This window comes from Parabacteroides sp. AF19-14 (assembly GCF_003635485.1).
GTDB lineage: Bacteria > Bacteroidota > Bacteroidia > Bacteroidales > Tannerellaceae > Parabacteroides > Parabacteroides distasonis.
Genome location: NZ_QTMJ01000007.1, coordinates 190,003 through 215,784 on the forward strand (window position 1 = coordinate 190,003; position 25,782 = coordinate 215,784).

The following is a 25,782-nucleotide window of genomic DNA, read 5'->3' on the forward strand; positions in this document are numbered from 1 at the left end:
TCAAGAAAGAGGCTATCTCCGAATGAAGTGACCCCAAAAAGTTGAACAGGTTAAACCTTTACCAATTATAGAAAGAGTTCGGTATTGTACTGGACTCTTTCCATTTAACCGGGACTTTATTCTTTTATTGTTGTAATTCAATATACCTCTAAAGCCTTCATGAAGGCTTCGGGCGATTCAAATTCTTCTGCATAAAGAAGTTCAGACTTCATGATGCCGAAGAAGTTCTCTGCCGTCGCATTGTCAAAACAGTTTCCCTTTCGGGGCATGCTTTGTATAACATGATGATCTTCAGAATGCTTGCGGTGTCAGGGATGAAGGTTCTCGCCCATAACTTGAGAAAATTGGTGGTCTTAACGTTAGACAGTCTTCTTTCTCCTTTAGGCCGGATAACATTAATATATAAAGATTCGTGAAATCATTTTGTATATGTTATCTTTGCGTAAGTAAGTTACGAACAAGTGATTTATTCGTAAGCGACAAATAAACAGGAGGAGATATATTATGGCAACGAAGCAAATTCCATATGGCCTGACGGATTTCGAGCGAATCCGTACCGCCAATTATTATTATGTTGATAAGACTCGCTATATTGCGGAGGTGGAGCGGAACGCCAGTTTCTTTTTCCTTATCCGCCCGCGCCGTTTCGGGAAGTCTCTATTCTTGAATGTCCTCAGATGGTATTATGACGTGAACCGTAAGGATTCTTTTGAGGAACTCTTCGGCGACTTATATATCGGCTCCCATCCGACCCCGGAGCAGGGACAATATCTTGTACTGGATTTCAATTTCGCAGGCGTGAACCCAGATCCTGACGAGTTGATCCGCTCTTTTAATGATCACTGTGCCGCTCGTTTCCGGGAGTTTGCCTACTACTACGAACGTTTCTTCAATCCGGGCTTCCGGGAGAAAATGGAGAGTCTGCCAAATGCTGACGAGAAGTTGACCTACACGATCAGTGAGGCTAAACGCTTGAATCTCTCTATCTATCTCTTCATTGACGAGTATGATAACTTCACCAACGCTATCCTCGCCAATATGGGTGAGAAGCATTACAAGGCATTGACACACGGTACGGGCTTCTTCCGTTATTTCTTCAACAAACTGAAAGAAGGGGCTACGGGCGATGGCCCTATCAAGCGCATGTTTATCACTGGGGTATCTCCAGTGACGATGGACGACGTGACCAGCGGTTTCAATATCGGAGCCAACATGACGACAGATTACCGCTTTAATGGAATCATAGGTTTTAGCGAGGGAGAGGTACGGGAGATGCTGGCCTATTACAAGGAGGAGACAGGTTTCGAGGATAGTGTGGACGATCTGATCAACTTGATGAAGCCGTGGTACGATAACTACTGCTTCTCGGAAGAATGTATGGACGAGCCGATGTACAACTCGGATATGGTATTATATTTCCTAAGCAATTATCTGAGTCTTCACAAGCCTCCTAAGAATATGATCGACAACAATATCCGTACCGACTACAACAAGCTCCGCCATTTGATCCGTCTCGACAAGCGCTTCGGTACGAACGCCTCGATCATACAGGAGATCGTGAACAACGGCGAGACCACCGCGGTTATCAAGGATGCTTTTCCCGCCGAGGATATTACCAAGCCCGATAACTTCAAGAGCCTGCTTTACTATTTCGGGTTGCTCTCCATCAAGGGTACCAAGCGTGGAGATACCCTTCTGGGCGTTCCCAACCTGACGGTACGTGAGCAATTATATACCTATCTGATCGAGGCTTACCGGGAAGCGGATGTCTTCTCAATAGAGCTATACAAGCTTCATGATCTGGTAAAGGACATGGCTTACGACGGAGACTGGAAGCCTGTGTTCGAGTATTTCTCCTCCGAGCTGGAGCGGCAGAGCGCTATCCGTGAGTTCATTGAGGGGGAGGCGCACGTGAAAGGTTTCCTACTGGCTTATCTAGGCTTGACCCGTACCTATATAATTTATCCGGAGTATGAGGCCAACAAGGGGTACGCCGATTTCTACATGATGCCCGACTTGATCCACCAGCCCGAGATAGGCTTTAGCTATATCGTGGAGGTGAAATACGCCCGTCGGGACGCTTCCGAAACGGAAATCGAGGCGTTGAGAGCCGAGGCCGCCATCCAGTTACGCCGTTACGCCGCTGACCCGAAGGTCCACGCTACCAAGGGGGATACGGAGCTTCGCCTTGTCACCTTGGTCTTTAAGGGTTGGAAGCTTGCTGTTTGCGAGATGGACTTGGCTTGATCTTGTTTTTATGCTATTTTTGATGGTAGATAATAATACGTTTAATCATCAAAAAAGGAGATATGAGCAAAAGAAAGAATAACCGCTTGGGCAAGGCGGGCATCACATTTTATACCTATGCCACCGAACGCATCCGGGAGAAACGTTTAGCGGGGAAACATAACACCGCCGATTTATATAGGACGACCCGTAATTGGATCTGCGCCTTTCTGGGTAGGAGAAACCTTCTTTTCCCGGAGATAACCCCGGGCTTAATAAGCCGTTTTGTCGCTTATCTGCAATCCGCCGGCTTGCGAGTGAATACCGTGAATACATACCTCAGCAACTTTCGCTCGATTTATAACCAAGCTTGCCGGGATGGTCTGTTGCCAGCTTGCGTCGTATCGCCTTTCGCGTACTTGAACTTGAAGCGGGAAAGAGCCGGATCTAGGGCGTTGGGAAACGAGTCGCTCCGGGAGATCGTGACCTTGAAGTCTGAGGAGCCGGATTTGGCGTGCGTGATCGACTATTGTACGTTCGCCTATTTATCTTGCGGCATGCCTTTCGCGGATATGGCTCGCTTGACTACGGCGAACCTGTATGGCGAGGAGATCGTATATCGGCGTAAGAAGACGGGGACCTTAATCCGTGTCGGGATAACAGCAGGGATGCGGCGGTTGATTAATAAGTATGCGGACGCTTCTTCCCCGTACCTTTTCCCTATTTTATCTCCGGGTAGAGAGGTAGGGCATGAGGAATACAAGGCGATACTGCGTTCGTATAATAACTCGTTGAAGAAGATCGGTCGTGCGCTATCTCGTCCCATTCATCTGACCTCGTATGTTTTCCGCCATACATGGGCAACGAACGCCTTGCGGAAACAAGTCCCTTTATCGATCATTAGCCAAGCGCTGGGGCATACCTCGGAAAAAACAACACGTTTTTATCTGGCCTCTTTGGAACAGTCGGAATTGAATCGTGCGAACGCTAGGGTGACGGAAGAGGTGGATTTGCTTTTGGCGGCTGGATGATGCCCTTATTCGCGAAATAAGGGGAATAGCCTACTCAGCATAAAAATTACCTATAATAGGCTATTTTCAACAGAAGGCTTGGCAAATGTAAAAAATATTATTGATAAACAATCACTTTTATCTATTTATTAAGAAATAGGAATTGAAGGGGATACAGGCATCGTATCCTCTAACTAATCCAAATTTATGCTTATTGCGCATATATCGTGGATATGCGGTTAAAAATAGTGGTTATGCGTTTTTTTTAGTTTATGTTGGACGTGCGATATCTCCTCCCCTTATTTCGCGAATAAGGGTGATAAACATTATTAAAAGGTAACGCTCCACTACCACGGGGCATTAAAGACAAAAAACATCATGGCAGAAGAAAAGACCATCTTGACCGTAGATCTGTACGACAACGTGTTAACCGAGAAAACCGGCGATTTCACCGGAAAGATCCGCATTACCGGAACCACGCGAACCTCAGACATCTCGAACCGCATCGTGAAGAAACGCACCGAGTACCGCCCGGAGACGATCACCAACATCCTCGACCTCTCCTACGACGAGATGATCGAGGCCCTCGCCCAAGGCCGTTGCGTGGTGAACAAGTTCGGGCAATGGCTGCTCACTATCAACGGCTCGTTCGACGGAAAGAAATCAGACTTCCGCTCTACGGAGAATAAGATCACCGTAATGTTCACCCCCAGCGCCACCCTCCTGAAGGCGCTAGAAAACATCTACGTGAACGCCGACGTAGCTACCGTGGGCCCGATGATCGAGAGCCTTACGGATTCCACCACGAACGAGAAGAACCTCCATATCACCCCGAACGCCCCGGCTATCATCTTCGGCAGCACGCTGCTTATCAAGGGGGATGATCCATCTGTAGGCGTCTACTTCACCAAGGATGAGGAGGGCGCCACGCCAACAAAAGTCTCCCTTATCGTACGTAACACCAAGAGCGAGATCATCATCCAAATCCCGCAACTCGCCGAGGGGCAGTACTGGTTGAGCGTCACCACGCAGGCAGGTGCGGGCTATTCTCTCGTAAAAGATCCACGCACCTACAAATTTCCCATACTCCTGACAGTTGGCGCGGGAGGAGGAGGCGACAGCGAAAGCCCGGACGAGATCTAGGCGCATAGCGGGATGGGAGAGCCTCTATGCTTAGGGTAGGGAACACTGTTGCTCCCAGCCATGGGAACCGAGGCTTTCCCATGCCTATCAACCGGGGCTTTCCCACCCGTGGGAACACCGTTGTTCCTATACTCCTTACTAACGAATGTTAAATCATTTATTCATTATAAATTATAGCTCATGAGAAAACAACTTTTACTAATGCTGATCCTTTGCCTGTCGGCCACGATGGTCTGGGCGGAAAGGATAGATGTGTCTACGGCCCGTAAGGTGGCGGAGAACGTGGCTAATGCGGGTTCGGGCTTGCGCTCGGCTGGAGACTTGTCACTGGTTTATGCGGCTGCACCGGGGAAATCCGGTTCAGCGTTACGTAGCGGGACAGTGGATGGAGCCGCCGACTATTTCGTGTTCAATGTATCGGGAAACAAGGGATTTGTGATCGTCTCTGGAGAGGACCGGGCACTCCCTGTGTTTGGTTATTCGGACGAGGGTGCTTTTGATCCGGACAACCTACCGGACAACCTCCGCTACATGTTAGCTTACTACCAGAACCAAATTACCTGGTTGGAGCGTTCTGGCATAGAGGTTACCGCAGATATACAAGCCGAGTGGAGTCATTACCTAAACGGAACCAACTTTAGGTCTACCGCTCAAGAGGTAGTGCTGGAGACGGCAGAGTGGGATCAAGGGAAACCTTATAACGGGATGACTCCTCTGATCAGTGGTGAACATGCGCTTACCGGTTGTGTAGCTACAGCGCAAGCTATCATCATGCGCTATCACCAATATCCGGTGCGTGCGATTGGGGGCGTGTCCTCCTACGATGGTGTTTCCACTACCTATGATGATTATGATTGGGCGAATATGCCGCTTACTTATCCGAGGGATGGCTATGGTGATGCCCGAGACAATGCGGTGGCCAAGTTGATGTGGCATTGTGGGGCAAACGTGGAGATGAGTTATGGACTGTCGGCGAGTGGTGCAAGCATGAAACTTCCAGCCAAGTCTTATGTTGAGGTATTTGGCTATAGTTCGGCCATTCGTTATTTAAAAAAGGAAACTTATCGCTGGGAAGAATGGAAAGAGATGATTCGGAAAGAGTTAGATGCCGGGTATCCCTTAAGTTATGGCGGGCAAAGTTCGGGTGGAGGCCATGCCTTCGTATGTGATGGCTATGATGCACAGGGCTTCTTCCATATCAATTGGGGCTGGGGAGGTTATAGTAATGGCTTTTTTGCCTTGTCTGTGCTTGATTCGAACTATGGTAATGATGGTTATAGTGATAGTCAGGAGATGATCCTTAACATCCGTCCATCACAAACCGGTGACAAGAAATATGTTTATAAGCCGGTCGTGACGGACATATCATATTCAGGTTCGCTACCTTTAACTGGTAATGTCGGGATGTCTATCGGTTTACGTTATACCGCTTTCGATAATCTAGATTACTATGTGGGTTTGGCAGTTGTGGACGTATCGGGAAGGATCATCCAACAGCCATCCGATCCAAAATCCATGAATTTTGAGGCTTATGTTCCTGGATGGCGGAATTATTCGACCTATCGCAACATAACCTTGAGCACTTCTCTTGGCGAGGGACAAAGAATCGCTGTTGTCGGTTCTTCAGATGGACGTGATTGGGAAGTGATGCGTTGCCTTACGACATCACCTACGGGATTGGATAATAACGGCTTGATTGATGCTCCGGCCGACAGCCCGGACGAGCCGGCCGTTAACCCCGTGAGCGTGAGTATTTACTGGAATCAGTTTGACGATGTTTTCATGGCTGTATCGGGATTGGACAATAACCAATATAACGGGCAAAACACACAAGGTATTTCCTATAAGTTGACCAATGTAACGGAGAATGTCATCTTACGTTATACCCTGAAAAACTATGCTGCTTGGAAAGGGCAGTTGGATGTTTATTATGGTGATAATAACTCTATTTATCAACCAAGTCAAGGGACGAAGGCCGTGATTGGCGAGGACGGGTCTTTCAGCGTGCCGGTCAGTCTGGCGCAGATATCCGAGGGAGCATACGTGAATTATCTAAAGGTCTTATCAGCCAAGCAGGGCGAGTTGTCTTACGATATTCAAGTATATCTTGAATCCGACCAAGCTAACCCCATATTCGAGGAGAATGATAAGCCGATGAGATTCATGGAAGCCCTTACCGGCTCGATCGCTCCGCATCCGATTATGGGGGCGAAGAACTCTAGAATCCCGTTCACCTATACGATCGAGAAGACAAATCAGTGGCTCGACGGGAAGCCATTAGGAGTGAGTGCCTCAATCTCTAATCTCAAGGCAGATCAAATAAAATTGTATTACGTAAGCGATGGGCAGGAGAAGGAGATCCCGTTGAAGTCGGGCGGGAATGATTATGTTTATTGTTATACGGAAGAAGATTTTGCCATAGGTACGTTGAGCGGCGGTACTTCATACACCTTCAAGGTTGAGGTCAATGTGTTGATCGATAATGCTTCTATCTCTCTTGTGCCAAAGGTAAAGGATATCTATCATCCTGCCGGATCTGCTTATGCGGGCCTCCAAATAACGGATGCCCCGGTCGTAACCCATGCGATTACGACTGTCTTGACGAACTTGATTCCTCGGGAAGGTCTGCCTACTGTTATCGAGACCGGGAAAAACCTGTACTACAAACTGGAATGCAACAAGGAGGGCTATACGCTTCCAGATATGATTCAGGTGGAAATGGGGACAAAGGAGTTGAACGTGATTACACGACCCGACGAACTGAATGCGGAATGTACGTATAATCCGGAAACCGGGGAGATAATGGTTTATGCGGTAAACGGCGATGTGGTTATCACCGCTACCGCGGTTCCCGTACAGATCGTTACCTATCCCGTTAAGGCGACCTTGACAAATCTATTCTCTTCCCCTGCCATCGTAGACGCTACGACCGTGAAAGAAGGAGAGACATTCTCGTTTACCTTATCGGCGAATAACGGTTACATGCTTCCGGCATCCATTACGATAAAGATGTCCGGTTCCACTTTGGAGGCAGGAAAGGGATATACCTACGATGCCAAGACAGGCAAAGTAGAGATATTGAATGTGAGAGGTGAGGTAGCCATTACCGCTGAAGGAGTGTCTGAACCATCTGTTTACAAGATCACGGCAGACCTGAAGAACCTAACCTCCACGCCGGCTATTACCTCGGCTACGACTGTGAAGGAAGGCGAATCGTTCATTTTCACCTTGAAAGCCGCAACGAACTACAAGCTTCCGGATGCGATCAGTATCTTGAAGGGCAATGATGCGCTGACCGCGGAAGAGTTCACATACGACGCTAAAACAGGTAAAGTCGTGATCAAAGCAGTTTCCGGTGACTTGACCGTGAAAGCTTCTGGCATTGATGACCGCCACTACGAGGTGATACTTAATCTTGTGGGAGTCACTTCCCAACCCGCCTCGTTCGATCCTGTATTGGTTAACGGTAAGGTAGAGCTGATCTTGAAGGCGGCCGAAGGCCATACGCTTCCGGCTACCGTTACGGTAATAATGGGCGGTAAGACTTTGATAGCCGGAACGGACTATACTTATAAAGCCTCTACAGGCGCCTTCTCTTTGGCTAAGATTACAGGTAAGCTTTCTATTTCTGCGGAAGGCGTGAAGAATAGCTATCCGGTTACGACCTCATTAGTTAATATCACTTCCGACATTCCAACGAATGCCAAGGCGACATTTGGTGATACCTTCGTATGTAAACTTTCAGCGAATGAGGGCTATACGCTTCCGACTGAGGTTACGATCGTGATGGATGGTAAGACCTTGGTAGACGTGACTGATTATACCTATGATGCCGCTACGGGAAAAATCTCTTTGAAGAAAGTAACCGGTGAGTTAGCGATCACGGCGCAAGGCGTACAGAAGAGCTATGCGGTAGCCCTTACGTTAAAAGACTTGACTTCTGATATCTCGCAAGGCAAGAAGATTAAACATGGTGAGACCTTGACCGGTAAGTTATCTGTAGTGACCCCACAGTACGGGCTTCCTTCCACGATCGAGGTGATGATGGGTGGTAAAGTGCTGGCTGCTGGTTCCGGTTATTCCTATGATCCGAAGACCGGGGAGATAGAAATAAAGAACGTAACCGCTGAGGTTTCAATTAAAGCTTCTGGTGCGGAGATCTTCCAAGTGAAAGAACAGACCGAGAACATAGAGATTAAGACTTCCGGAGAGACTGTGAAAGAAGGAGAGCCATTCAAATGTGAATTAGCACCAGCTACGGGATACAAATTCCCTTATGTCATAAAGGTGATGATGGGTGGTCGTTTGTTGAAGCAAAAGAATTTGCTTAGGGCAGCAGGTTCTGAGTACTATACGTATGACAATACGACGGGAATAATCGAGATTGAGAATGTGGATGGCGAGATCGTTATTGAGGCGAAAGGTGTACAAGAGGGCTTCTTTGAGGTAATCCCGAATCTTGTTAACCTCACTTCCGATCCGGCTTCTTTCGAGCCTTTGGCTAAGGATTCCAAAGTGGAACTTACGCTGAAAGCAGCCTCCGGCTATACGCTTCCGACATCCATTATTGTGAAGATGGGAGAGAATACGCTAGCGTCTACGGATTATACATACAATTCTGGCACGGGTGCTTTCGCATTGGAGAAGATCACGGCTACCTTGGTGATTACGGCGGCAGGTAATAGGATTCCGGATCCGGAACCAGAACCGGAGCCAACCCCGACCACCTACATGGTGACATTGCCGGTTGTAGAGGGCGCTACCTTGATTGCGGAGTCTTCCACGAATGTAGAATCCGGCAAGAGTTTTGCGTTCACACTGACTTTGAAGGACGGCTACAATGCGCCTCAACTGACAGTGAAAGCGAATGGCTCAGTACTTGGTCCGGTATCAAGCGGCCGTTATGTGATTGAGAAAGTAACGAGTAATATCGTTGTTACCGTAACAGGCATCGTGAAAGATAATCCTACTGATAACGCAGAGGTAGATCCCAATGGCTTGCGAGTATGGGGAGAGAATGGACGATTGCATATCCAGACTCCTGTTATGGACACAGCTTGTATCGTTACATTCGAAGGGCGTTTGTATAGGAACTTATCTTTGCCTGTAGGCGAGACTATCACGAGTATTCCACAAGGGTCTTATATAATTTATATTGGCAACCAATCCTACAAGATCCGCTTCTAGCCATTCTTGAGGAATCATAGGAAGGCGAGTCATTTGCGAGTGGCTCGCCTTTCTTGTTTAATAAATCTTAATATTTACCGGGGATATAAGTATCGTAAGCCATTAGAAAGTATATTCATGCGTAATCTCAATCTATTTATCATGAAATGTATATCTATCTACTTTGTGACCCTATTGTTACTGATGTCGGGCTGTGAATCCGGACGGAGGATCCTCTTAAAAGATCTTCGTTGTGAGAACTTGGAGAATCCGGTTGCGATCGACAATACCCATCCCCATTTTAGCTGGAAAATCGAGACAGACGGGCAAACTATGCGGCAAGCGTATTTTGAGATACAAGTAGCCACGGATAGTTCCTTGCTGGCTCAAGGCAAAGCCGATCTATGGAATTCAGGTAAGGTGGAATCGTCCGCTTCCGTGATGGTCCCTTATCGAGGAAAAGAGTTGCGATCTAGTGTGCTGGCCTATTGGAAAGTCCGGGTATGGGACAATAAGGGGGAATCCTCGGATTGGAGTCCAATCAATCGCTTTGGGATCGGGCTTTTGGATAAAGCGGAATGGCAAGGGAAATATATAGGGATGCCGGATGAGAAGAATCCGATGTTAAGGAAGAAGTTCGAGCTTCAAGACCGTGATGCCACATTACTCCTTCATGTAAACTCCTTAGGGTATCATGAGATCTATTTAAATGGGAGGAAGGTATCAGAAGATGTTCTCTCGCCTGCGGTATCTCAATTAAACAAAAGATCATTATCGGTGACGTACGATCTTACGCCGTACGCAAAGCAGGGAATAAACGACTTATTGCTCTGGTTGGGCCGTGGTTGGTACAGAAAAGCTACTTTTAATGCCGTTCATGATGGGCCGTTGGTTAAACTGCGATTGGACGAGATCCAAGCAAATGGTACCGCAAGTACGCTACTCGTTACGGATAGCTCTTGGGAAGGCCGGGGAAGTATGTATGGTGAGACCGGTACCGGTACTTGGTATCCCCATCAATTCGGGGGTGAATGTGTGGATGGGCGGAAGGCGTTGCCGGATTTAACAACGGCTACGCTTGACAAACTGGATTGGACGCCGGTGTTGGAGGTGGAGGTACCCGGGATAGAGGTAAGTCCCCAGATGTGTGAGCCTAATCGAATACAAGAGATTATCCGTCCCAAAGGAATCAAACAAATAGGGGACAGTATTTGGCTCGTAGATATGGGAAAGGCGTTAAATGGTTGGGTTGAGCTGAGTTTCCCAAAATTACCGGAAGGCCACCGGGTCCGTATGGAATATACGGATTGGTTAAATGAAAACGAAGATTTCAAGCCACAAGAGGAGAACGGACAGTATGAGGATTGGTATATTGGTTCCGGACAAGGCAAAGAGGTATTCCGAAATAAATTTAACCACCATGCGTTTCAATATATAAGGATATCCGGTTTGGCGAAAGCTCCCGAGGAGGTAACTGGCTATCTGATTCATACGGATTATAAGGATGCCTCGTCTTTCGAGTGCTCGGATCCGGACTTGAATGCTATCTATGCGATGATCAAATATACTTTCAAGAACCTAGCTTTCAGTGGTTATATCGTAGACTGCCCGCATTATGAGCGTATGGGATACGGTGGGGATGGAAATGCCTCTTGTAAGAGTTTCCAGACATTGTATGAGGGCTCTTCCGTGTATATGAACTGGATGCAGATGTGGCAGGATTGCATCCGTGAGGATGGGGGGATGCCGCATTGCGTACCGAATCCATACCCGGCGGGAGGTGGTCCGTATTGGTGTGGCTTTATTATCACGGGATCGTGGCAGACTTATTTGAATTATGGGGATAGCCGTCTGATCGAGCGATATTATCCGGTTATGCGACATTGGTTGCGTTATGTGGATGCGTATACGGTCGATGGGTTGCTGAAACGTTGGCCGGATACGGATTATCGGGCATGGTATTTAGGGGATTGGTTGGCTCCGGCGGGTGTCGATTATACGGCGCAGTCATCGGTAGATCTGGTTAGCAACTGCTTTATAAGCGATTGCCTCACTACGATGGAGAAGATCGCGAAGGTATTGGGGAAAGCGGAGGATGCCGCTAAGTATAAAGAGCGTCGCCAACGATTGAACGAGCTTATCCAGAAGACTTTCTATGATCCGGAGAAGAAACAGTACGCTACAGGCTCCCAAATCGATCGGATTTATCCGATGTTGGTCGGCGTGACAGATGAACAGCATATGCCCGAGGTAAAGGAAGGTTTATATCGAGAGACTTTGGAGAATTGTAAGGGCCATATCGGTTCCGGTTTGGTGGGTGTTACGATCTTGACCGATTGGGCGATAAAGAACGGAGAGGCTGATTTTCTCTATTCCATGCTGAAAAAGAGAGAGCTACCGGGATATCTATATATGATCGATCAAGGGGCTTCTACGACTTGGGAATACTGGTCGGGAGAACGTAGTAAGGTTCATAATTGTTTCAATGGCATTGGCGCTTGGTTCTGTCAGGCGATCGGAGGGATCTTGCCGGATGAGGATAGGCCGGGCTATAAACATTTCTTTATCAAACCGCAAGTGCCGGATGGCGTGACGTGGGCGAGGGTGGCGAGAGAGACCCCTTACGGTACGGCACGTGTGTCTTGGACTATGGAGAACCGATCGCTTTCCCTTGATCTGGAGATACCAGCGAATAGTACGGCGACCTTTATCGCTCCATTTAACGTATCGAATTGTGTGTTAGATGGGAATAATGTAGAAATATCGGCGGGTTCGATCTTGTTGGAAAGTGGAAAACACACGCTATCGCTGCCTGCGGAATAGGAATCATATGATTCCCTTCTTTTGGAAATAAACATAACTTAATACTACGAATATAACATGATTAAAGAAACATTATTAGCCTCTGCTTTCGGCTTATTGGGATTGGTGACCGTAGCTTGCGGCTCTCAAAAGAAAGATCAGATGGTGGAAGCTGTGTCGGAAACTGCATCGGAGACGGCTTGGTGCTTGGACGGGTTTGTGCGTCCGGCTGGTGTGAATCCGGTAATTAAGCCATTGCCAACTAAGTTTTATTGCCCGATGCGGGAAGATTCTGTAGCATGGGAGGAGAGTGACACATTTAATCCGGCGGCTACGATTTACGATGGGAAGATCGTGGTGATGTACCGTGCGGAAGATAACTCCGCTCAAGGAATCGGTTCCCGGACTTCCCGTTTGGGATACGCGACCTCTACTGACGGTATCCATTTTGAGAGGGATACGGAGCCTGTTTTTTATCCGGCTAAAGATAATCAAGCGGAGAACGAATGTCCCGGAGGTACGGAAGATCCACGTATCGCTATGACCGAGGATGGTACGTATGTCTTGCTGTATACGCAATGGAACCGTAAGGTACCTCGTCTGGCGGTGGCGACCTCGAAGGATTTGAAACACTGGATGAAGTTCGGTCCGGCTTTTGAGAAAGCCTATAATGGTAAATTCAAGGATGAGGCGACTAAATCCGCATCGCTAGTCACGACTTTAAAGGGAGATAAGCAGGTCATTGCGAAAGTGAATGGCAAGTATTTCATGTACTGGGGGGAGAAGAACGTATATGCGGCTACCTCCGATAATTTGACCGATTGGGACCCACTGTTGGATGAGAATGGTGAGTTGCTTAAATTGTTCTCTCCCCGTTCCGGCTATTTCGATAGCCAGTTGACCGAATGTGGACCTCCCGCTATCTTGACGAAGGATGGTATCGTTCTGTTGTATAATGGTAAAAACGAACCGGGAGAAAAAGGGGATACCGCTTATCCGGCGAACTCTTATTGTGCCGGACAAGCATTGTTCGATGTAAATAACCCGACGAAATTGATCGGCCGTCTGGATAAGCCTTTCTTGCAACCGACGGATGACTTTGAGAAAAGCGGCCAATACCCTGCGGGTACGGTATTCGTGGAAGGACTGGTCTATTACCAGAATAAATGGTATCTGTATTATGGTTGTGCCGATTCATTCGTGGCGGTAGCCGTATCGGATAAACAATTGAATTTTTAAAGTATAATGAGGATAGAAATAATGATGCAACTTGCAAGAAACTTGAAATGGATAACGACTACGGCGTTATCGCTCGCGTTGGTGGGAACTGCCTGTTCCGGTCCGACCCGGACCATCGAGGAGGTTCATTTCTCTGATTATGTAAATCCCTTTATCGGGGCGAGTACAAATACGGAGGCGGCCGGTGCTTACCATGGCTTGGGGAAGACCTTCCCCGGTGCGACTACCCCTTTCGGTATGGTACAGGTAAATCCGAATACGATTACGGGGGGCGACAATGGTTCCGGATATAGCTACGAGCATGAGACGATCGAGGGATTCGCCTTTACGCAGATGAGTGGTATCGGCTGGTATGGTGATCTGGGTAATTTATTGGTAATGCCTACCGTGGGCGATCTGCGCACGAACTCGGGAAAAGAGGGAGGCGTAGCCGGGTATCGTTCCCGGTATGATAAATCTTCCGAGGAGGCCAAGGCTGGATATTATAAGGTATTGCTAAGTGATTACCAGATACAAGCGGAGGCGACAGCGGCTCCTCATAGCGGTATGCTGAGATTCGTTTCCCCGAGAATAAGCAGTCCCGCATCCAGTTGGACTTAGCCCGTCGTGTAGGAGGTACTTCTACGTATCAGGCGGTTCAAGTGATAGATGACCATACGATCGCCGGACGAATGGAATGTACGCCGGAAGGCGGAGGCTGGGGGAATGGTGAAGGTTCTTCCCGGTATACCGTGTATTTTTATGCGCAGTTCTCCAAACCGTTGAAAGATTATGGTGTATGGAGCGTGGATATTCCGGAAGGACAGGATCGTCATCGGGAATTCGTGGAGAGCCCGGCTTTCCAGACATTGACAGCGAACGCGAAGATTTCGGAGAGACCAAAGGCATATGAGGGTGAGCACCTCGGGTTCTTTACGGAGTTTGAGACCGAGGCGAATGAGGAGGTTCTTTTCAAGGCCGGTATTTCCTTTGTAAGCTTGGAGGGTGCGGAAAAGAACTTGAAAGCGGAGATCAAGGATTGGGATTTTGACGCGGTACGTTCTCGTGCCCGCTCGTTGTGGGATACGGCTTTGGCTAAGATGGATGTCAGCGGTGGAACGGATGAGCAGAAGGTGATCTTCTATACCTCCTTGTATCATACAATGATCGATCCGAGGATTTACACGGATGTGGATGGCCAATATATGGGCGCGGACGGAAAAGCGCATAAGTCGGATACGTTCACGAAACGTACGATCTTTAGCGGTTGGGACGTGTTCCGTAGTCAGATGCCTTTGCAAACGATTATTAATCCGGTATTGGTGAATGATTTGTTGAAGTCATTGACAACGATGGCAGAGGAGAGTGGTCGTGAGTACTATGAGCGATGGGAGTTGTTGAACGCCTATAGCGGTTGTATGTTAGGAAATCCGGCTATATCGGTCTTGGCGGATGCCTATGCGAAAGGTATTTGTAGCTTGGATATGGAAAAGGCTTATCGGTATGCGGATAAAACCTCGAGAATGTTCGGGAATGCGGAGTTGGGCTATACCCCGAATCCGCAGAGTATCTCCAAAACCTTGGAGTATGCGTATACGGAATGGTGTATGTCTCAGTTGGCGAAATCATTAGGAAAACAGGAGGATGCGGTTTATTATGCGAAGTTGGCTCAGTCTTACCGGAATTTATATGATGCGGAGAAACATAGCTTCCGCCCGAGAGATGCGAATGGCCGGTTTGAGGCTTGGCCGGAAGAGGGTAAGCTGAAGGAATGGTACGGCTGTATGGAATGCAATGAGCTGCAACAGGGATGGTTCGTGCCTCACGATATTCCGGGTATGGTGGAACTGATGGGAGGAACGGAACGGGTGATCGCCGATCTGGATACGATGTTCGACAAGACGCCTACGGATTTCCTGTGGAACGCTTATTACAATCATGCGAACGAGCCGGTTCATCATGTGCCTTTCTTGTACAATCATTTGGGACAGCCGTGGAAAACCCAGAAATGGTCTCGTTTCATTTGCGATAAGGCGTATAAGAATAAGGTAGAAGGCTTGGTTGGAAACGAGGATGTCGGTCAGATGTCCGCTTGGTATGTATTGGCGGCATGTGGTTTGTATCCGGTTTGTCCGGGAGATACTCGCTATGAGATATCCAGCCCGGTTTTTGAGAAGACCGAGATCCAGGTTGGTGAAGGGAATACATTTATCATACGAGCCAACCGAAATACCCCGGAAAACACCTATATCCAATCCGCTAAATTAAACGGGATGGATTATACGAGATGCTATCTTGATTATAAGGATATTATGAAAGGTGGCGTACTAGAATTGGAGATGGGCCCCGAGCCGAATACAAATTGGGGCGTGAATAATTAATCAGTAAATAAAATAACATGAAACTCAATACTTTTTATAAACAGGGGGCGGCTTTAGCCCTCTGTTTAACCCTCTCTTTCCCTGTTTTTGCGGAGAAAGACTTGGTACAATACGTAAATACTTTGCAAGGAACAAACTCGACTTACGAATTGAGTTGGGGAAATACCTACCCGACTACGGCGGTTCCCTATCCCATGAATAGCTGGTCTCCACAGACCGGGAAGAATGGTGATGGTTGGAAATACCAATACTCGGCCACTACGATCCGGGGTTTCCAACCGACGCATCAATGTAGCCCTTGGGTGGGAGATTACGGGGTATTCTCTTTGATGCCTGTATCGGAATTGGTTGTTGATGAGTCCAAACGGGCGACTCCGTTCTCTCATGATAAGGAAATTGCCAAGCCTCATTATTATAAGGTTACGTTGGAGAATGGTATTACCACGGAGTTCTCTCCAACTACCCGTTCCGCTCATTTCCGTTTTTCCTTTCCCGCGAAGGGAGACGCTTTTCTCGTACTGGATGGCTATACGAAAACCAGTCAGGTACAAATCGATGTAGCGAACCACCGGATCACCGGCTATGTACACAATGGGGCTTTCTCTCCGAAGACACATAAGAATTATTTTATCATTCAATTTGATAAGCCTTTCGTTAGCTATGGTACATGGGAGAATCGTAAGAATACGATCCAGAAGAATAATTTGAGCCGGGAAGGGGAAGGAATCGGTGCCTATGTACAATTCGCGAAAGGCTCTAAGGTACAGGCCAAGGTATCTACCTCTTATATCAGTCCGGAACAAGCGGAGGTTACGATGACTCGTGAGCTAGGTAAGCACTCATCGGTAGAAGTGACGAAGCAAGCGGCTGCTGACGTATGGAACCAGCTATTGAATCGTGTGTTGGTGGATGGTGGAAGAGAGGAGGATATGAAAACCTTCTACTCCTGCATGTTCCGTGCCAATTTGTTTTCCCATAAGTTTTATGAGGAGAAAGAGGATGGTTCTCCTTACTACTATAGTCCGTACGATGAGAAGATTCATGATGGATATATGTTTACCGATAATGGTTTTTGGGACACTTTCCGTTCCCAGTTCCCGCTGACCAATATCTTGCACCCTACGATGCAGGGGCAATATATGCAAGCCTTGCTAGACGCTCAGGAGCAATGTGGCTGGTTGCCTTCTTGGTCGTTCCCGAGTGAGACCGGCGGGATGGTCGGGAATCACTCGATCTCTTTATTGACGGATGCTTGGGTGAAGGGTATCCGCACTTTCGATCCGGAGAAAGCCTTGAAAGCGTATGCGCATGAGGCGATGAATAAGGGACCTTGGGGCGGTGCCAACGGACGGGTTCGTTGGAAGGATTATTATCAGTTGGGATATATACCTTATCCGGAATCCATGGGATCTACGGCACAGACGTTGGAATATTGCTATGATGACTTTTGTGCGTATCAGTTGGCGAAAATGACTGGGAATAAGTTTTATGAGGAGGTCTTTGCCCGCCAGATCTATAATTACAAGAATGTGTACGATCCTTCTGTCGGTTTTATGAGAGGTCGTAAATTGGATGGTAGTTGGGCGGATTTCGATGCTTTCGAATGGGGCGGTCCTTATTGCGAGGGGAATGCTTGGCATTACAATTGGTCGGTTTTCCATGATGTCCAAGGGTTGATCGATTTGACAGGAGGTGATGAGCGTTTCGTGGCGAAGATCGACTCTGTTTTCGCTTTACCCGGTATCGTGAAATATGGAACATACGGAACGAAAATTCATGAGATGCTGGAGATGGAATTGGCGAAGATGGGACAGTACGCCCAAGGTAATCAACCGATCCAGCATATGATTTACTTGTATAGTTACGCGGGTCAGCCTTGGAAGACGCAATATTGGATTCGTCAGGTGATGGATCGGTTATATAATAGCTCGGAAAATGGTTATCCGGGTGATGAGGATCAAGGCGGTATGTCTTCTTGGTACGTATTGAGCGCGTTGGGTATCTACAGTGTTTGCCCGGGGACGGATGAGTATGTATTGGGTAGCCCGAAATTCCGGAAAGCTACGATTACGATGGAGGATGGCAAGAAGTTCGTGATCGAGGCGAAAGGGAATAGTAAGGATAACGTATATATCCAAAACGCTACCTTGAACGGGAAGAGACATACACGTAATTATATCCATTACAGCGATATCGTGAATGGGGGCGTGCTGGAGCTTCAAATGGGCAATCAACCGGAGAAGACGAGAGGAACTGCGAAAGAGGATCGTCCTTTCTCGTTAAGTAAATAAGTTTTTGGCTGTAAAATCTGTATATTTGTCCCCGTAGTTCCTTGAAAACAAGGCTACGGGGAATTAATCATTAATATTCACTGATATGAATTGGATGAAAAAGGTAGCGGTAGCGTTGGTTTGTTTGCTTCCGCTCGGTTTACAGGCAGCGAAGGTAGATACTTTGCAAGTGAAAAGTCCTTCGATGAATAAAAGTATAGAGGTAGTCGTGGTAAGTCCGGATATGGCCGCGACGGAAGCGTGTCCGGTGATTTATTTGTTACATGGCTATGGCGGTAACGCTCGTACATGGGTCGGTATCAAGCCGGATCTACCTAAGATCGCTGATGAGAAGGGTATCTTTTTCGTATGCCCGGATGGTAAGAATACGTGGTATTGGGATAGCCCTTTGAACGCTGATGTACGGTATGAGACTTTCATCTCGGATGAGTTGGTGAAATACGTGGATTCCCATTATAAGACAGTGGCCGATCGTAAGGGACGTGCTATTACTGGTTTGAGCATGGGTGGACATGGCGCTATGTGGAATGGCCTTCGTCATAGCGATGTTTTCTCCGCGGCGGGAAGTACCAGCGGTGGCGTGGATATCCGCCCTTTCCCGAAAAACTGGGAGATGAGCGTACAAATAGGTGAGAAAGCAAAATATCCGGAAAACTGGGAGAAGTACACGGTTATCAATTTGGTTCCAACCTTGAGGAAAGACCAGATCGCTTTGATCTTCGATTGCGGTGACAGCGATTTCTTTTTGGAGGTGAATAAGAACTACCACGAAGCGTTATTAAAACAAGGCATCGACCACGACTTTATCACTCGCCCGGGTAATCACGATTCACAATACTGGAATAATTCTATTGATTACCAGATCCTCTTTTTCTGGAAACATTTCTTGAAGATGAAGGCCTTGTGATAAGACCGTTTGGCGATTTGACATTTTGACATTTTGTAAACTGAAGTCCCGGAGAACCGATTTTTCCGGGACTATGTACGACTCATTGCCAAATACGCAAGAAAAAAACAATAATTCGTTCATTGATAATACAATACCGAAAAACCGCCTTTCATTCTAGCGAAAATAATTCATCCTAATTCATATCCATTGACTTCTTCGGGCTATCCGATAGGGTTACGACTGGGTTCTAACCGGGTTACGATGCCTATTCACGACTATTGACAACCCTATTCGTGACTGTTTATAATGCCTAACGGCAGTATTGGCGTCGCCCAACGCGACTATACGTGTAGGCTTTTGTCGCCTTTCGTGCTTAAAAACGGGAATACTCTCACTTAAAAGGGCGTTTTATAGCCCCTCACGTCTACTGGTTGGGGCGATTCAAACGAATGCCTTGTCACGATTCGCATTCGAAAAGAAGCATAAAGAAAGTTTCCCGCTGTTATACTCCATATGTACGCTAATTTTCGTACTTTTGCCTCTTGAATCTTGAATATACGAAAGCGATGAATTATCAGATAGATGCTCCGGGTTCCGCTATCCGGACTACCGTAAAGCTTCCCGCTTCTAAAAGTATCAGTAACAGGGCATTGATCTTGAATGCGCTAAGTTATAGCGCATATGATGTGGAGAACTTATCCGATTGCGATGATACAAATTTGATGGTAAAGGCATTAAACTCGAACGATCGGGATTTTAATGTGGGTGCGGCGGGTACGACGATGCGTTTCCTTACTGCTTTCCTCTCGAAGGTGGTGGGCGAATGGACGATTACGGGAACCGAACGCATGAAGAACCGTCCGATCAAGGTGTTGGTGGATGCGCTGAACGCTTTAGGCGCCCGGATCGAGTACATGGAGAAGGAGGGTTATCCTCCTTTGCGTATTTTCGGAAGCGCCTTGCAAGGCGGAGAGATTTCGCTACCGGGAAATGTTAGCTCTCAATATATATCCGCTATCTTGATGATCGCCCCGTTAACAGAAAATGGGGTTACGTTGCATTTGGAGGGCGCTATTATCTCTAGGCCCTATATCCATATCACCTTGCAATTGATGGAGCAATATGGAGTGAGAGCCTCTTGGACGGAGAATACGATCAAAGTACTTCCCCAAGAGTATAAGCCGATTCGTTTTACGGTGGAATCCGATTGGAGTGCCGCTTCTTATTGGTATGAGATCATGGCGTTATCGAAAAATGCTGAGATCGAATTGTTAGGTTTATTCAAGAATAGCTTGCAGGGAGATGCCGCCGGAGCGAAGTTGTTCGCTCAATTGGGAGTGGGCACTACTTATACGAAACGTGGAGTCGTGTTAAAGCATACTGGAAATATCTGTGAGAAGTTGGTTTATAACTTCGTGAATGAACCGGATTTGGCTCAAACCTTTGTGGTGACTTGCGTGTTATTAAATATCCCTTTCCGCTTTACGGGACTTCAGTCATTGAAGATCAAGGAGACGGATCGGATCGAGGCATTGAAGACAGAGCTTCGTAAATTAGGTTATGTGTTGACGGATCGCAATGATAGCATCTTGGAGTGGAACGGTGAACGCAGGGAACCGGAGTCGCATCCGGTAATCGCCACTTACGAGGATCATCGGATGGCTTTGTCATTCGCTCCCGCCGCTTTGGTACGTCCCGAGGGGATAGAGATCGCCCACCCGCAAGTGGTCAGCAAGAGTTATCCCCATTATTGGGAAGATCTTAAGGCCGCTGGTTTCTCTATTAGGGAATCAGCCCTTTAATTTTCAGTTTTCAATTCTCAACTTTCAATTGAATTATGTGGTACATTGTCATAAGTCTTATAGGTCTGGGTGTCGTAGCCGCTATCGCCGGGTATTTCCGGAATAAGAAACTTCAGAAGATGCTGGAACGGGGGGAGATCTCGGAGATCCCCGAGGCACAGGAGATTCCGGAGGTTTGCTGCGGACAACATGAGACTTGCGAGCGGGATAGTTTATTAGCCGCCGTCAGCAAGAAAATCGAATATTATAACGATGAGGAACTGGATCGGTTCCAAGGAGTGGAAGCGGACGCTTACGATGAGGAAGCCGTTGAGGAGTTTAGTGAAGTGCTTTATACCCTCCGGGAAGTGGAGGTGGCCGGTTGGCTCCGTAGCCTGCAATTGCGAGGGATCAATTTGCCAGATGCCTTGAAGGATGAGGCATTCTTGATCATTGGCGAACGCCGTACTCATTAATTTAGGAAACGAATCATATGGATTTATTGCAATATGCCTTTTTTCAGAACGCCTTGATCGGGAGCTTGCTAACCGCTATCGCTTGTGGGATTGTCGGGACTTACATCGTATCCCGCCGGTTGGTATTTATCAGCGGAGGGATCACGCATGCTTCGTTCGGTGGTTTGGGCTTGGGTTTTTATCTGGGAACAAACCCGATCTTGATGGCGATGTTGTTCTCCATCCTCTCCGCTTTTGGCGTGGAGTGGGCGAGCAAGACGCAAAACGTAAGGGAGGATTCCGCTATAGCGGGCGTATGGTCGCTGGGTATGGCTTTGGGAGTGATCTTCATCTTTCTTACCCCGGGGTACGCCCCGAATCTATCTGCTTATTTATTTGGTAATATATTAACGATCTCTACGGCCGATATCTTATGGATTTTAGGGTTGGTGGTATTGTTGATACTCATATTCTCCCTTTTCCTCCGTGAGATTGTTTACGTGGCATTCGATCGTGACTTCGCTGTCACGCAAGGCCTACCGGTAAAATGGATCGAGTATACGATGATGTGCTTTATCGCCATGACAATTGTTCTTTCGATCCGTTTGGTAGGGATTATGCTATTGATGAGTTTGCTGACCTTGCCTCAAATAACGGTGAACCTGTTTACTTCCGACTTCAAGAAGATCATGTGGGGAAGTATCGCGATCGGCTTTCTGGGTTGCGTCTCCGGACTGGTTCTTTCTTATTTCCTGAACGTGCCTTCCGGTGCGTTTATCATCTTGTTTTTGGTGGTCCTCTTTTTGGCCTTGAAAGCAATAAAACCGTTGTTACGGCGTTAATTAAAGAATGAAAAAAGGGTTTTATTACATAGTGGCGTTATTAACGGTACTCTTGCTTTGGTCGTGCAGCACGAAGAAGAACACGAAAGCGAGCCGTTTTTATCATGCCTTTACGACCCGTTATAATATTTATTTCAATGGAAAACAAGCCTTTGACGAGGCACTGAAAAGCCAACAGGACGGATATAAAGAGAACTATTCCGACAGGATCTATATGTATCCGATTAGCGCCCAGCCTAAAGACAAAGCCGAGCCGGGCGGCCCTTTCGACCGGACGATCGAGAAAAGTAATAAAGCTATTAAACTACACTCCATAAAAGCGAAACCGGCCAAGAAACCGGGCTGGCGGAATAATCCCAAACTACGTGCTATCCAAGAACAAGAGGAGTATAACCCTTTCTTAAAGAATAGTTGGCTGATCATGGGACAGGCGCAATTCTACAATGCCGATTTCCTGCAAGCCTCCGCTACCTTTTCCTATATAGCTCGTCATTACGCGAAGGACGAGGAGGTCGTGGCCGAGGCCCGTTTGTGGCAAGCCCGTTGTTATTCCGAGATGGGTTGGTTCTATGAATCCGAGGATATCTTGGATAAGATGAACAAGAACGGTATTCCTGCTTCCGCTTTGAAGCAATATGCGGCGGTGTATGCCGATTATTTGATCAAGAACGGGCAGTTCGAGGATGCCATCCCTTATCTGAAGACCGCTATCAAGGCGGAGAAAAACCGGAAGCAACGTACCCGGATGAAGTATCTTTTGGGACAAATCTATGCGGATCAAGAATTAGATGGCTTGGCTTATAAGACCTTTGGTGAGGTAGCCCGTTCGAATCCTCCGTATGAGTTGGAATTTGCCTCACGTATCCGTCAGACAGAAGTATTCTCGGGTACGAATTACTTGAAAGTGGTGAAGATGCTCGAGAAAATGGCGAAAAGCCAAAAGAATAAGGATTATCTGGATCAAGTATACTATGCTTTAGGAAATGTATACCTCAGCCGGGAAGATACGGTGAATGCCATAAAGAACTATCAACTCGGTATCGATAAGAGTACATTGAATGGAATGGATAAGGCGATCTGCCAGATAAAGCTGGGAGATATCTATTTTACGATGCGGGATTACGTGAAAGCGCAACCTTGCTTTAGCGGAGCCTTAGCCGGAATTCAAAAGGAATACAAGGATTATGAACGGGTTTCTAAATTGTCGGCGATTCTGGATGAATTGGTCGTGCATGTAGAAGCGGTCCATCTTCAAGACAGTTTGCAAGCCTTGGCTAAATTACCGGAAGCGGAGCGGTTAGCGATTATCGATAAGAAGATTGAGGAGGTAAAGAAAGAAGAGGAAGAGGCGAAAGCCTTGGCTGAGAAGGAGGCTTATCTGGCCGAGCAGGAAGCGAAAGGCACCGGAATCGACCGTCCCGGTACGGAAACCAACGTTGTTGTCTTGCCGAACGCGTCCGGTGGAGCGTCTTTCTATTTCTATAACCCTCAGACCGTAGCGCAAGGAAAGACACAGTTCCAGCGTAAATGGGGACGTCGTCCGTTGGAAGATCACTGGCGCCGCCGTAAGAAGGAACTCTCTACCTTTAATGAGAATCTGGATGAGGAGATGCTGGCCGAGGGAGATTCCACCCAAATGGTAGGGCCGGACGGTGAGCCGTTGCCGACCGATTCGATAGGCGGTGATCTGCCGGCTGTTGCCGCCGATGATCCGCATACCCGTGAGTATTATCTACAGCAGCTACCTTTCACGCAAGAGGATATAGACGCTTCTAACATTATTATTATAGACGGTCTTTACAATATGGCGATGATCTATAAGGATAAGTTGGAGGATATCCCCTTATCTGTCGAGGCGTTCGAGAATTTGGAACGCCGTTTCCCGGATCATGAGCACCGTTTGGAGAGCTATTATCAAGTATACTTGATGGCCTTGAAAACCGGAAATACAGCGTTGGCTACCGAGTATAAGAATAAATTAATGAACGCCTTCCCGGAAAGCGATTATGCGGTAGCTGTGGCTGATCCGAATTACGAGTATAATATCCGCATGATGGATGTGGTACAAGACTCGATCTATCAAGCTACTTACGACCGCTATCTGGAAAGCGATACAGCGTATGTACGTAAGAGTTTCCGGTACGTAAGCGAAAAATATCCATTGGCTACATTGATGCCTAAATTCATGTTCTTGGATGCGTTATCATATGTGCAGGCCGGGGATGCGGAAGGCTTTAAGAATGCCTTGAAAGCGCTGGTCGAGAAGTATCCGAACGCGGATGTCACGGAACTGGCCGGGGAGATGTTGAAAGGTGTTCTTCGGGGACGTGCCTTGGTGCAGGGCGGTGTGAAAGGTATGAGTTGGAACTTACGATTCGGTTTGGGCGAGGATGGTATGTTATCTGCCGAGGATTCGGCCCGTGTATTTAATCCGGAACGGAACACGCCTTATCAGATGCTTTTGGTATATCCTACGGGTAGCGTAGATCAGAACCAGTTGCTATTCGCTGTCGCCGCTTATAACTTCGCGAACTTCATGGTGAAAGAGTTTGATTTGGCTTTGGAGCAGGCCGGCCCGATCAGTATGCTGGCGATTAAAGGATTTATTAGTTTTGATGAGATTATCCAATATTATAAGATGATATACGGTAAGGATGGCTATGCTACGGCCTTGAATAAAGCGGTTGCCGTGTTACCGATCTCTGATGATAATTATGAGACCTTGATGCGTGGCAAGACCTTGGATGAATATATCACCTTCTTCGATGAGAGCTTCGGTGAGGAATTACCGGATCTGGCAGGTCGTTGGAAAGTCCGTATGGAAGCCGCTAAGGAGGAGGAGGCGACTGAAGATGAAATGATCACGGAGGAAGAAGCCGAAGTGCCGGAAGAGGCAGATGAATTGAAACCAGAAGCTGAACCGGAAAAGCAACCTATTACAGAGCCGGAGGAGGAACAACGGCCTGTTCAAGAACCTGTTCGACAGCCCGCTATACCAGTCGTCCCGGATACGATTGAGGTCCCTGCGTTTGACAAACCGGAGATCCAGCGTGTCGATACCCTTCGTAAGGATACGGTTCCTGTTGTTCAGCCGGCGGTTGAGGATCAAGGCATGACCTTGAAAGAAATCCAAGAGATCCGTAAACGGGAAGCTGCGGAAGAAGAAGCCCGCAAGGAAGAGGCTCGTAAGGCTTTCGAGGCTCAGCAAAAGGCGGATAAGGAATTACGTGAGCAGAAAGCGAAAGAACAGGAAGAACTTCTCAAGAAGCAAGCGGAGGAAGAACGTGCCCTGTTGAAAGCGAAGGCTGATCGAGAGAAACAGCTGGAAGCCGACCGTAAAGCCAAGCTGAAACAAGCGGAAGCGGATCGTAAGGCGAAACTGAAAGCTCGTGAGGACCTTCGTAAGGAAAAGGAACGTGCTTATAAGCAACGCTTGAAAGAGAAAGAAAAAGAGCGTAAGGAGAAGGAGCGCTTATACAAGCAGAAATTGAAAGAGAAAGAAAAAGCCCGCAAGGAAGCCTTGCGGGAAAAGGAAAAGGCCGCCCGGGAAAAGGCCCGGAAGCGTTAATTGCATTAGA

The 25,782-nt window shown here is 47.5% G+C and carries 12 protein-coding genes and 2 pseudogenes; 13 read left to right on the forward strand and 1 reads right to left on the reverse strand.

Annotated elements, in window-relative coordinates; genetic code table 11:
- Positions 1-12 precede the first annotated feature (12 nt).
- Positions 13-281, reverse strand: a pseudogene (locus tag DWX33_RS22815) (IS3 family transposase); the annotation flags it as partial.
- Between the two features lie 223 nt (positions 282-504).
- Between DWX33_RS22815 and DWX33_RS09535 the strand changes: the two are divergent.
- The 13 genes and pseudogenes from DWX33_RS09535 (at position 505) to DWX33_RS09595 (ending at position 25,772) form a co-directional block, all read left to right on the forward strand.
- The gene (locus DWX33_RS09535) at positions 505-2,247 is read left to right on the forward strand and encodes an ATP-binding protein (RefSeq protein ID WP_122380277.1); all 1,743 of its coding nucleotides are present in this window, start codon (positions 505-507) and stop codon (positions 2,245-2,247) included.
- Positions 2,248-2,309: 62 nt separating this feature from the next.
- Positions 2,310-3,257 carry a site-specific integrase gene (locus DWX33_RS09540; protein ID WP_005860121.1) on the forward strand — a complete coding sequence of 316 codons (948 nt, stop codon included), beginning with the start codon at positions 2,310-2,312 and terminating at the stop codon, positions 3,255-3,257.
- A gap of 357 nt (positions 3,258-3,614) precedes the next feature.
- Entirely contained in the window at positions 3,615-4,379 is a 765-nt protein-coding gene (locus DWX33_RS09545) for a DNA-binding domain-containing protein (protein WP_008773073.1), read from the forward strand.
- A gap of 180 nt (positions 4,380-4,559) precedes the next feature.
- The gene (locus tag DWX33_RS09550; RefSeq protein ID WP_122380278.1) at positions 4,560-9,566 is read left to right on the forward strand and encodes a C10 family peptidase; all 5,007 of its coding nucleotides are present in this window, start codon (positions 4,560-4,562) and stop codon (positions 9,564-9,566) included.
- A 117-nt stretch (positions 9,567-9,683) separates the two neighbouring features.
- The gene (locus tag DWX33_RS09555; protein ID WP_122380279.1) at positions 9,684-12,368 is read left to right on the forward strand and encodes an alpha-L-rhamnosidase; all 2,685 of its coding nucleotides are present in this window, start codon (positions 9,684-9,686) and stop codon (positions 12,366-12,368) included.
- 57 nt (positions 12,369-12,425) lie between these two features.
- Positions 12,426-13,586: a glycoside hydrolase family 130 protein gene (locus DWX33_RS09560; protein WP_122380280.1), complete on the forward strand. Its 1,161-nt coding sequence runs from the start codon at positions 12,426-12,428 to the stop codon at positions 13,584-13,586.
- Positions 13,587-13,607: 21 nt separating this feature from the next.
- A pseudogene (locus DWX33_RS09565) lies at positions 13,608-15,946 on the forward strand (GH92 family glycosyl hydrolase).
- Between the two features lie 17 nt (positions 15,947-15,963).
- Entirely contained in the window at positions 15,964-18,237 is a 2,274-nt protein-coding gene (locus tag DWX33_RS09570; RefSeq protein WP_122380281.1) for a GH92 family glycosyl hydrolase, read from the forward strand.
- An 85-nt stretch (positions 18,238-18,322) separates the two neighbouring features.
- Complete coding sequence (locus DWX33_RS09575; protein WP_005863499.1) at positions 18,323-19,144, forward strand: alpha/beta hydrolase family protein; 822 nt, start codon at positions 18,323-18,325, stop codon at positions 19,142-19,144.
- 548 nt (positions 19,145-19,692) lie between these two features.
- Positions 19,693-20,928 (forward strand): 3-phosphoshikimate 1-carboxyvinyltransferase, encoded by a 1,236-nt coding sequence (locus DWX33_RS09580; protein WP_009275210.1) that lies wholly within the window; start codon positions 19,693-19,695, stop codon positions 20,926-20,928.
- Between the two features lie 35 nt (positions 20,929-20,963).
- Positions 20,964-21,383 (forward strand): hypothetical protein, encoded by a 420-nt coding sequence (locus DWX33_RS09585; protein WP_005860099.1) that lies wholly within the window; start codon positions 20,964-20,966, stop codon positions 21,381-21,383.
- A gap of 17 nt (positions 21,384-21,400) precedes the next feature.
- Positions 21,401-22,204 carry a metal ABC transporter permease gene (locus DWX33_RS09590; protein ID WP_005860097.1) on the forward strand — a complete coding sequence of 268 codons (804 nt, stop codon included), beginning with the start codon at positions 21,401-21,403 and terminating at the stop codon, positions 22,202-22,204.
- Positions 22,205-22,211: 7 nt separating this feature from the next.
- On the forward strand, positions 22,212-25,772 hold the full coding sequence (locus tag DWX33_RS09595; RefSeq protein WP_122380282.1) for a tetratricopeptide repeat protein: 3,561 nt from the start codon (positions 22,212-22,214) through the stop codon (positions 25,770-25,772).
- Positions 25,773-25,782 lie beyond the last annotated feature (10 nt).

What these genes read in the sequence shown, in the direction of transcription:
- DWX33_RS09535 (WP_122380277.1), top strand. Translation starts at nt 505, where the DNA reads ATGGCAACGAAGCAAATTCCATATGGCCTGACGGATTTCGAGCGAATC.
- DWX33_RS09540 (WP_005860121.1), top strand. Translation starts at nt 2,310, where the DNA reads ATGAGCAAAAGAAAGAATAACCGCTTGGGCAAGGCGGGCATCACATTT.
- DWX33_RS09545 (WP_008773073.1), top strand. Translation starts at nt 3,615, where the DNA reads ATGGCAGAAGAAAAGACCATCTTGACCGTAGATCTGTACGACAACGTG.
- DWX33_RS09550 (WP_122380278.1), top strand. Translation starts at nt 4,560, where the DNA reads ATGAGAAAACAACTTTTACTAATGCTGATCCTTTGCCTGTCGGCCACG.
- DWX33_RS09555 (WP_122380279.1), top strand. Translation starts at nt 9,684, where the DNA reads ATGCGTAATCTCAATCTATTTATCATGAAATGTATATCTATCTACTTT.
- DWX33_RS09560 (WP_122380280.1), top strand. Translation starts at nt 12,426, where the DNA reads ATGATTAAAGAAACATTATTAGCCTCTGCTTTCGGCTTATTGGGATTG.
- DWX33_RS09570 (WP_122380281.1), top strand. Translation starts at nt 15,964, where the DNA reads ATGAAACTCAATACTTTTTATAAACAGGGGGCGGCTTTAGCCCTCTGT.
- DWX33_RS09575 (WP_005863499.1), top strand. Translation starts at nt 18,323, where the DNA reads ATGAATTGGATGAAAAAGGTAGCGGTAGCGTTGGTTTGTTTGCTTCCG.
- DWX33_RS09580 (WP_009275210.1), top strand. Translation starts at nt 19,693, where the DNA reads ATGAATTATCAGATAGATGCTCCGGGTTCCGCTATCCGGACTACCGTA.
- DWX33_RS09585 (WP_005860099.1), top strand. Translation starts at nt 20,964, where the DNA reads ATGTGGTACATTGTCATAAGTCTTATAGGTCTGGGTGTCGTAGCCGCT.
- DWX33_RS09590 (WP_005860097.1), top strand. Translation starts at nt 21,401, where the DNA reads ATGGATTTATTGCAATATGCCTTTTTTCAGAACGCCTTGATCGGGAGC.
- DWX33_RS09595 (WP_122380282.1), top strand. Translation starts at nt 22,212, where the DNA reads ATGAAAAAAGGGTTTTATTACATAGTGGCGTTATTAACGGTACTCTTG.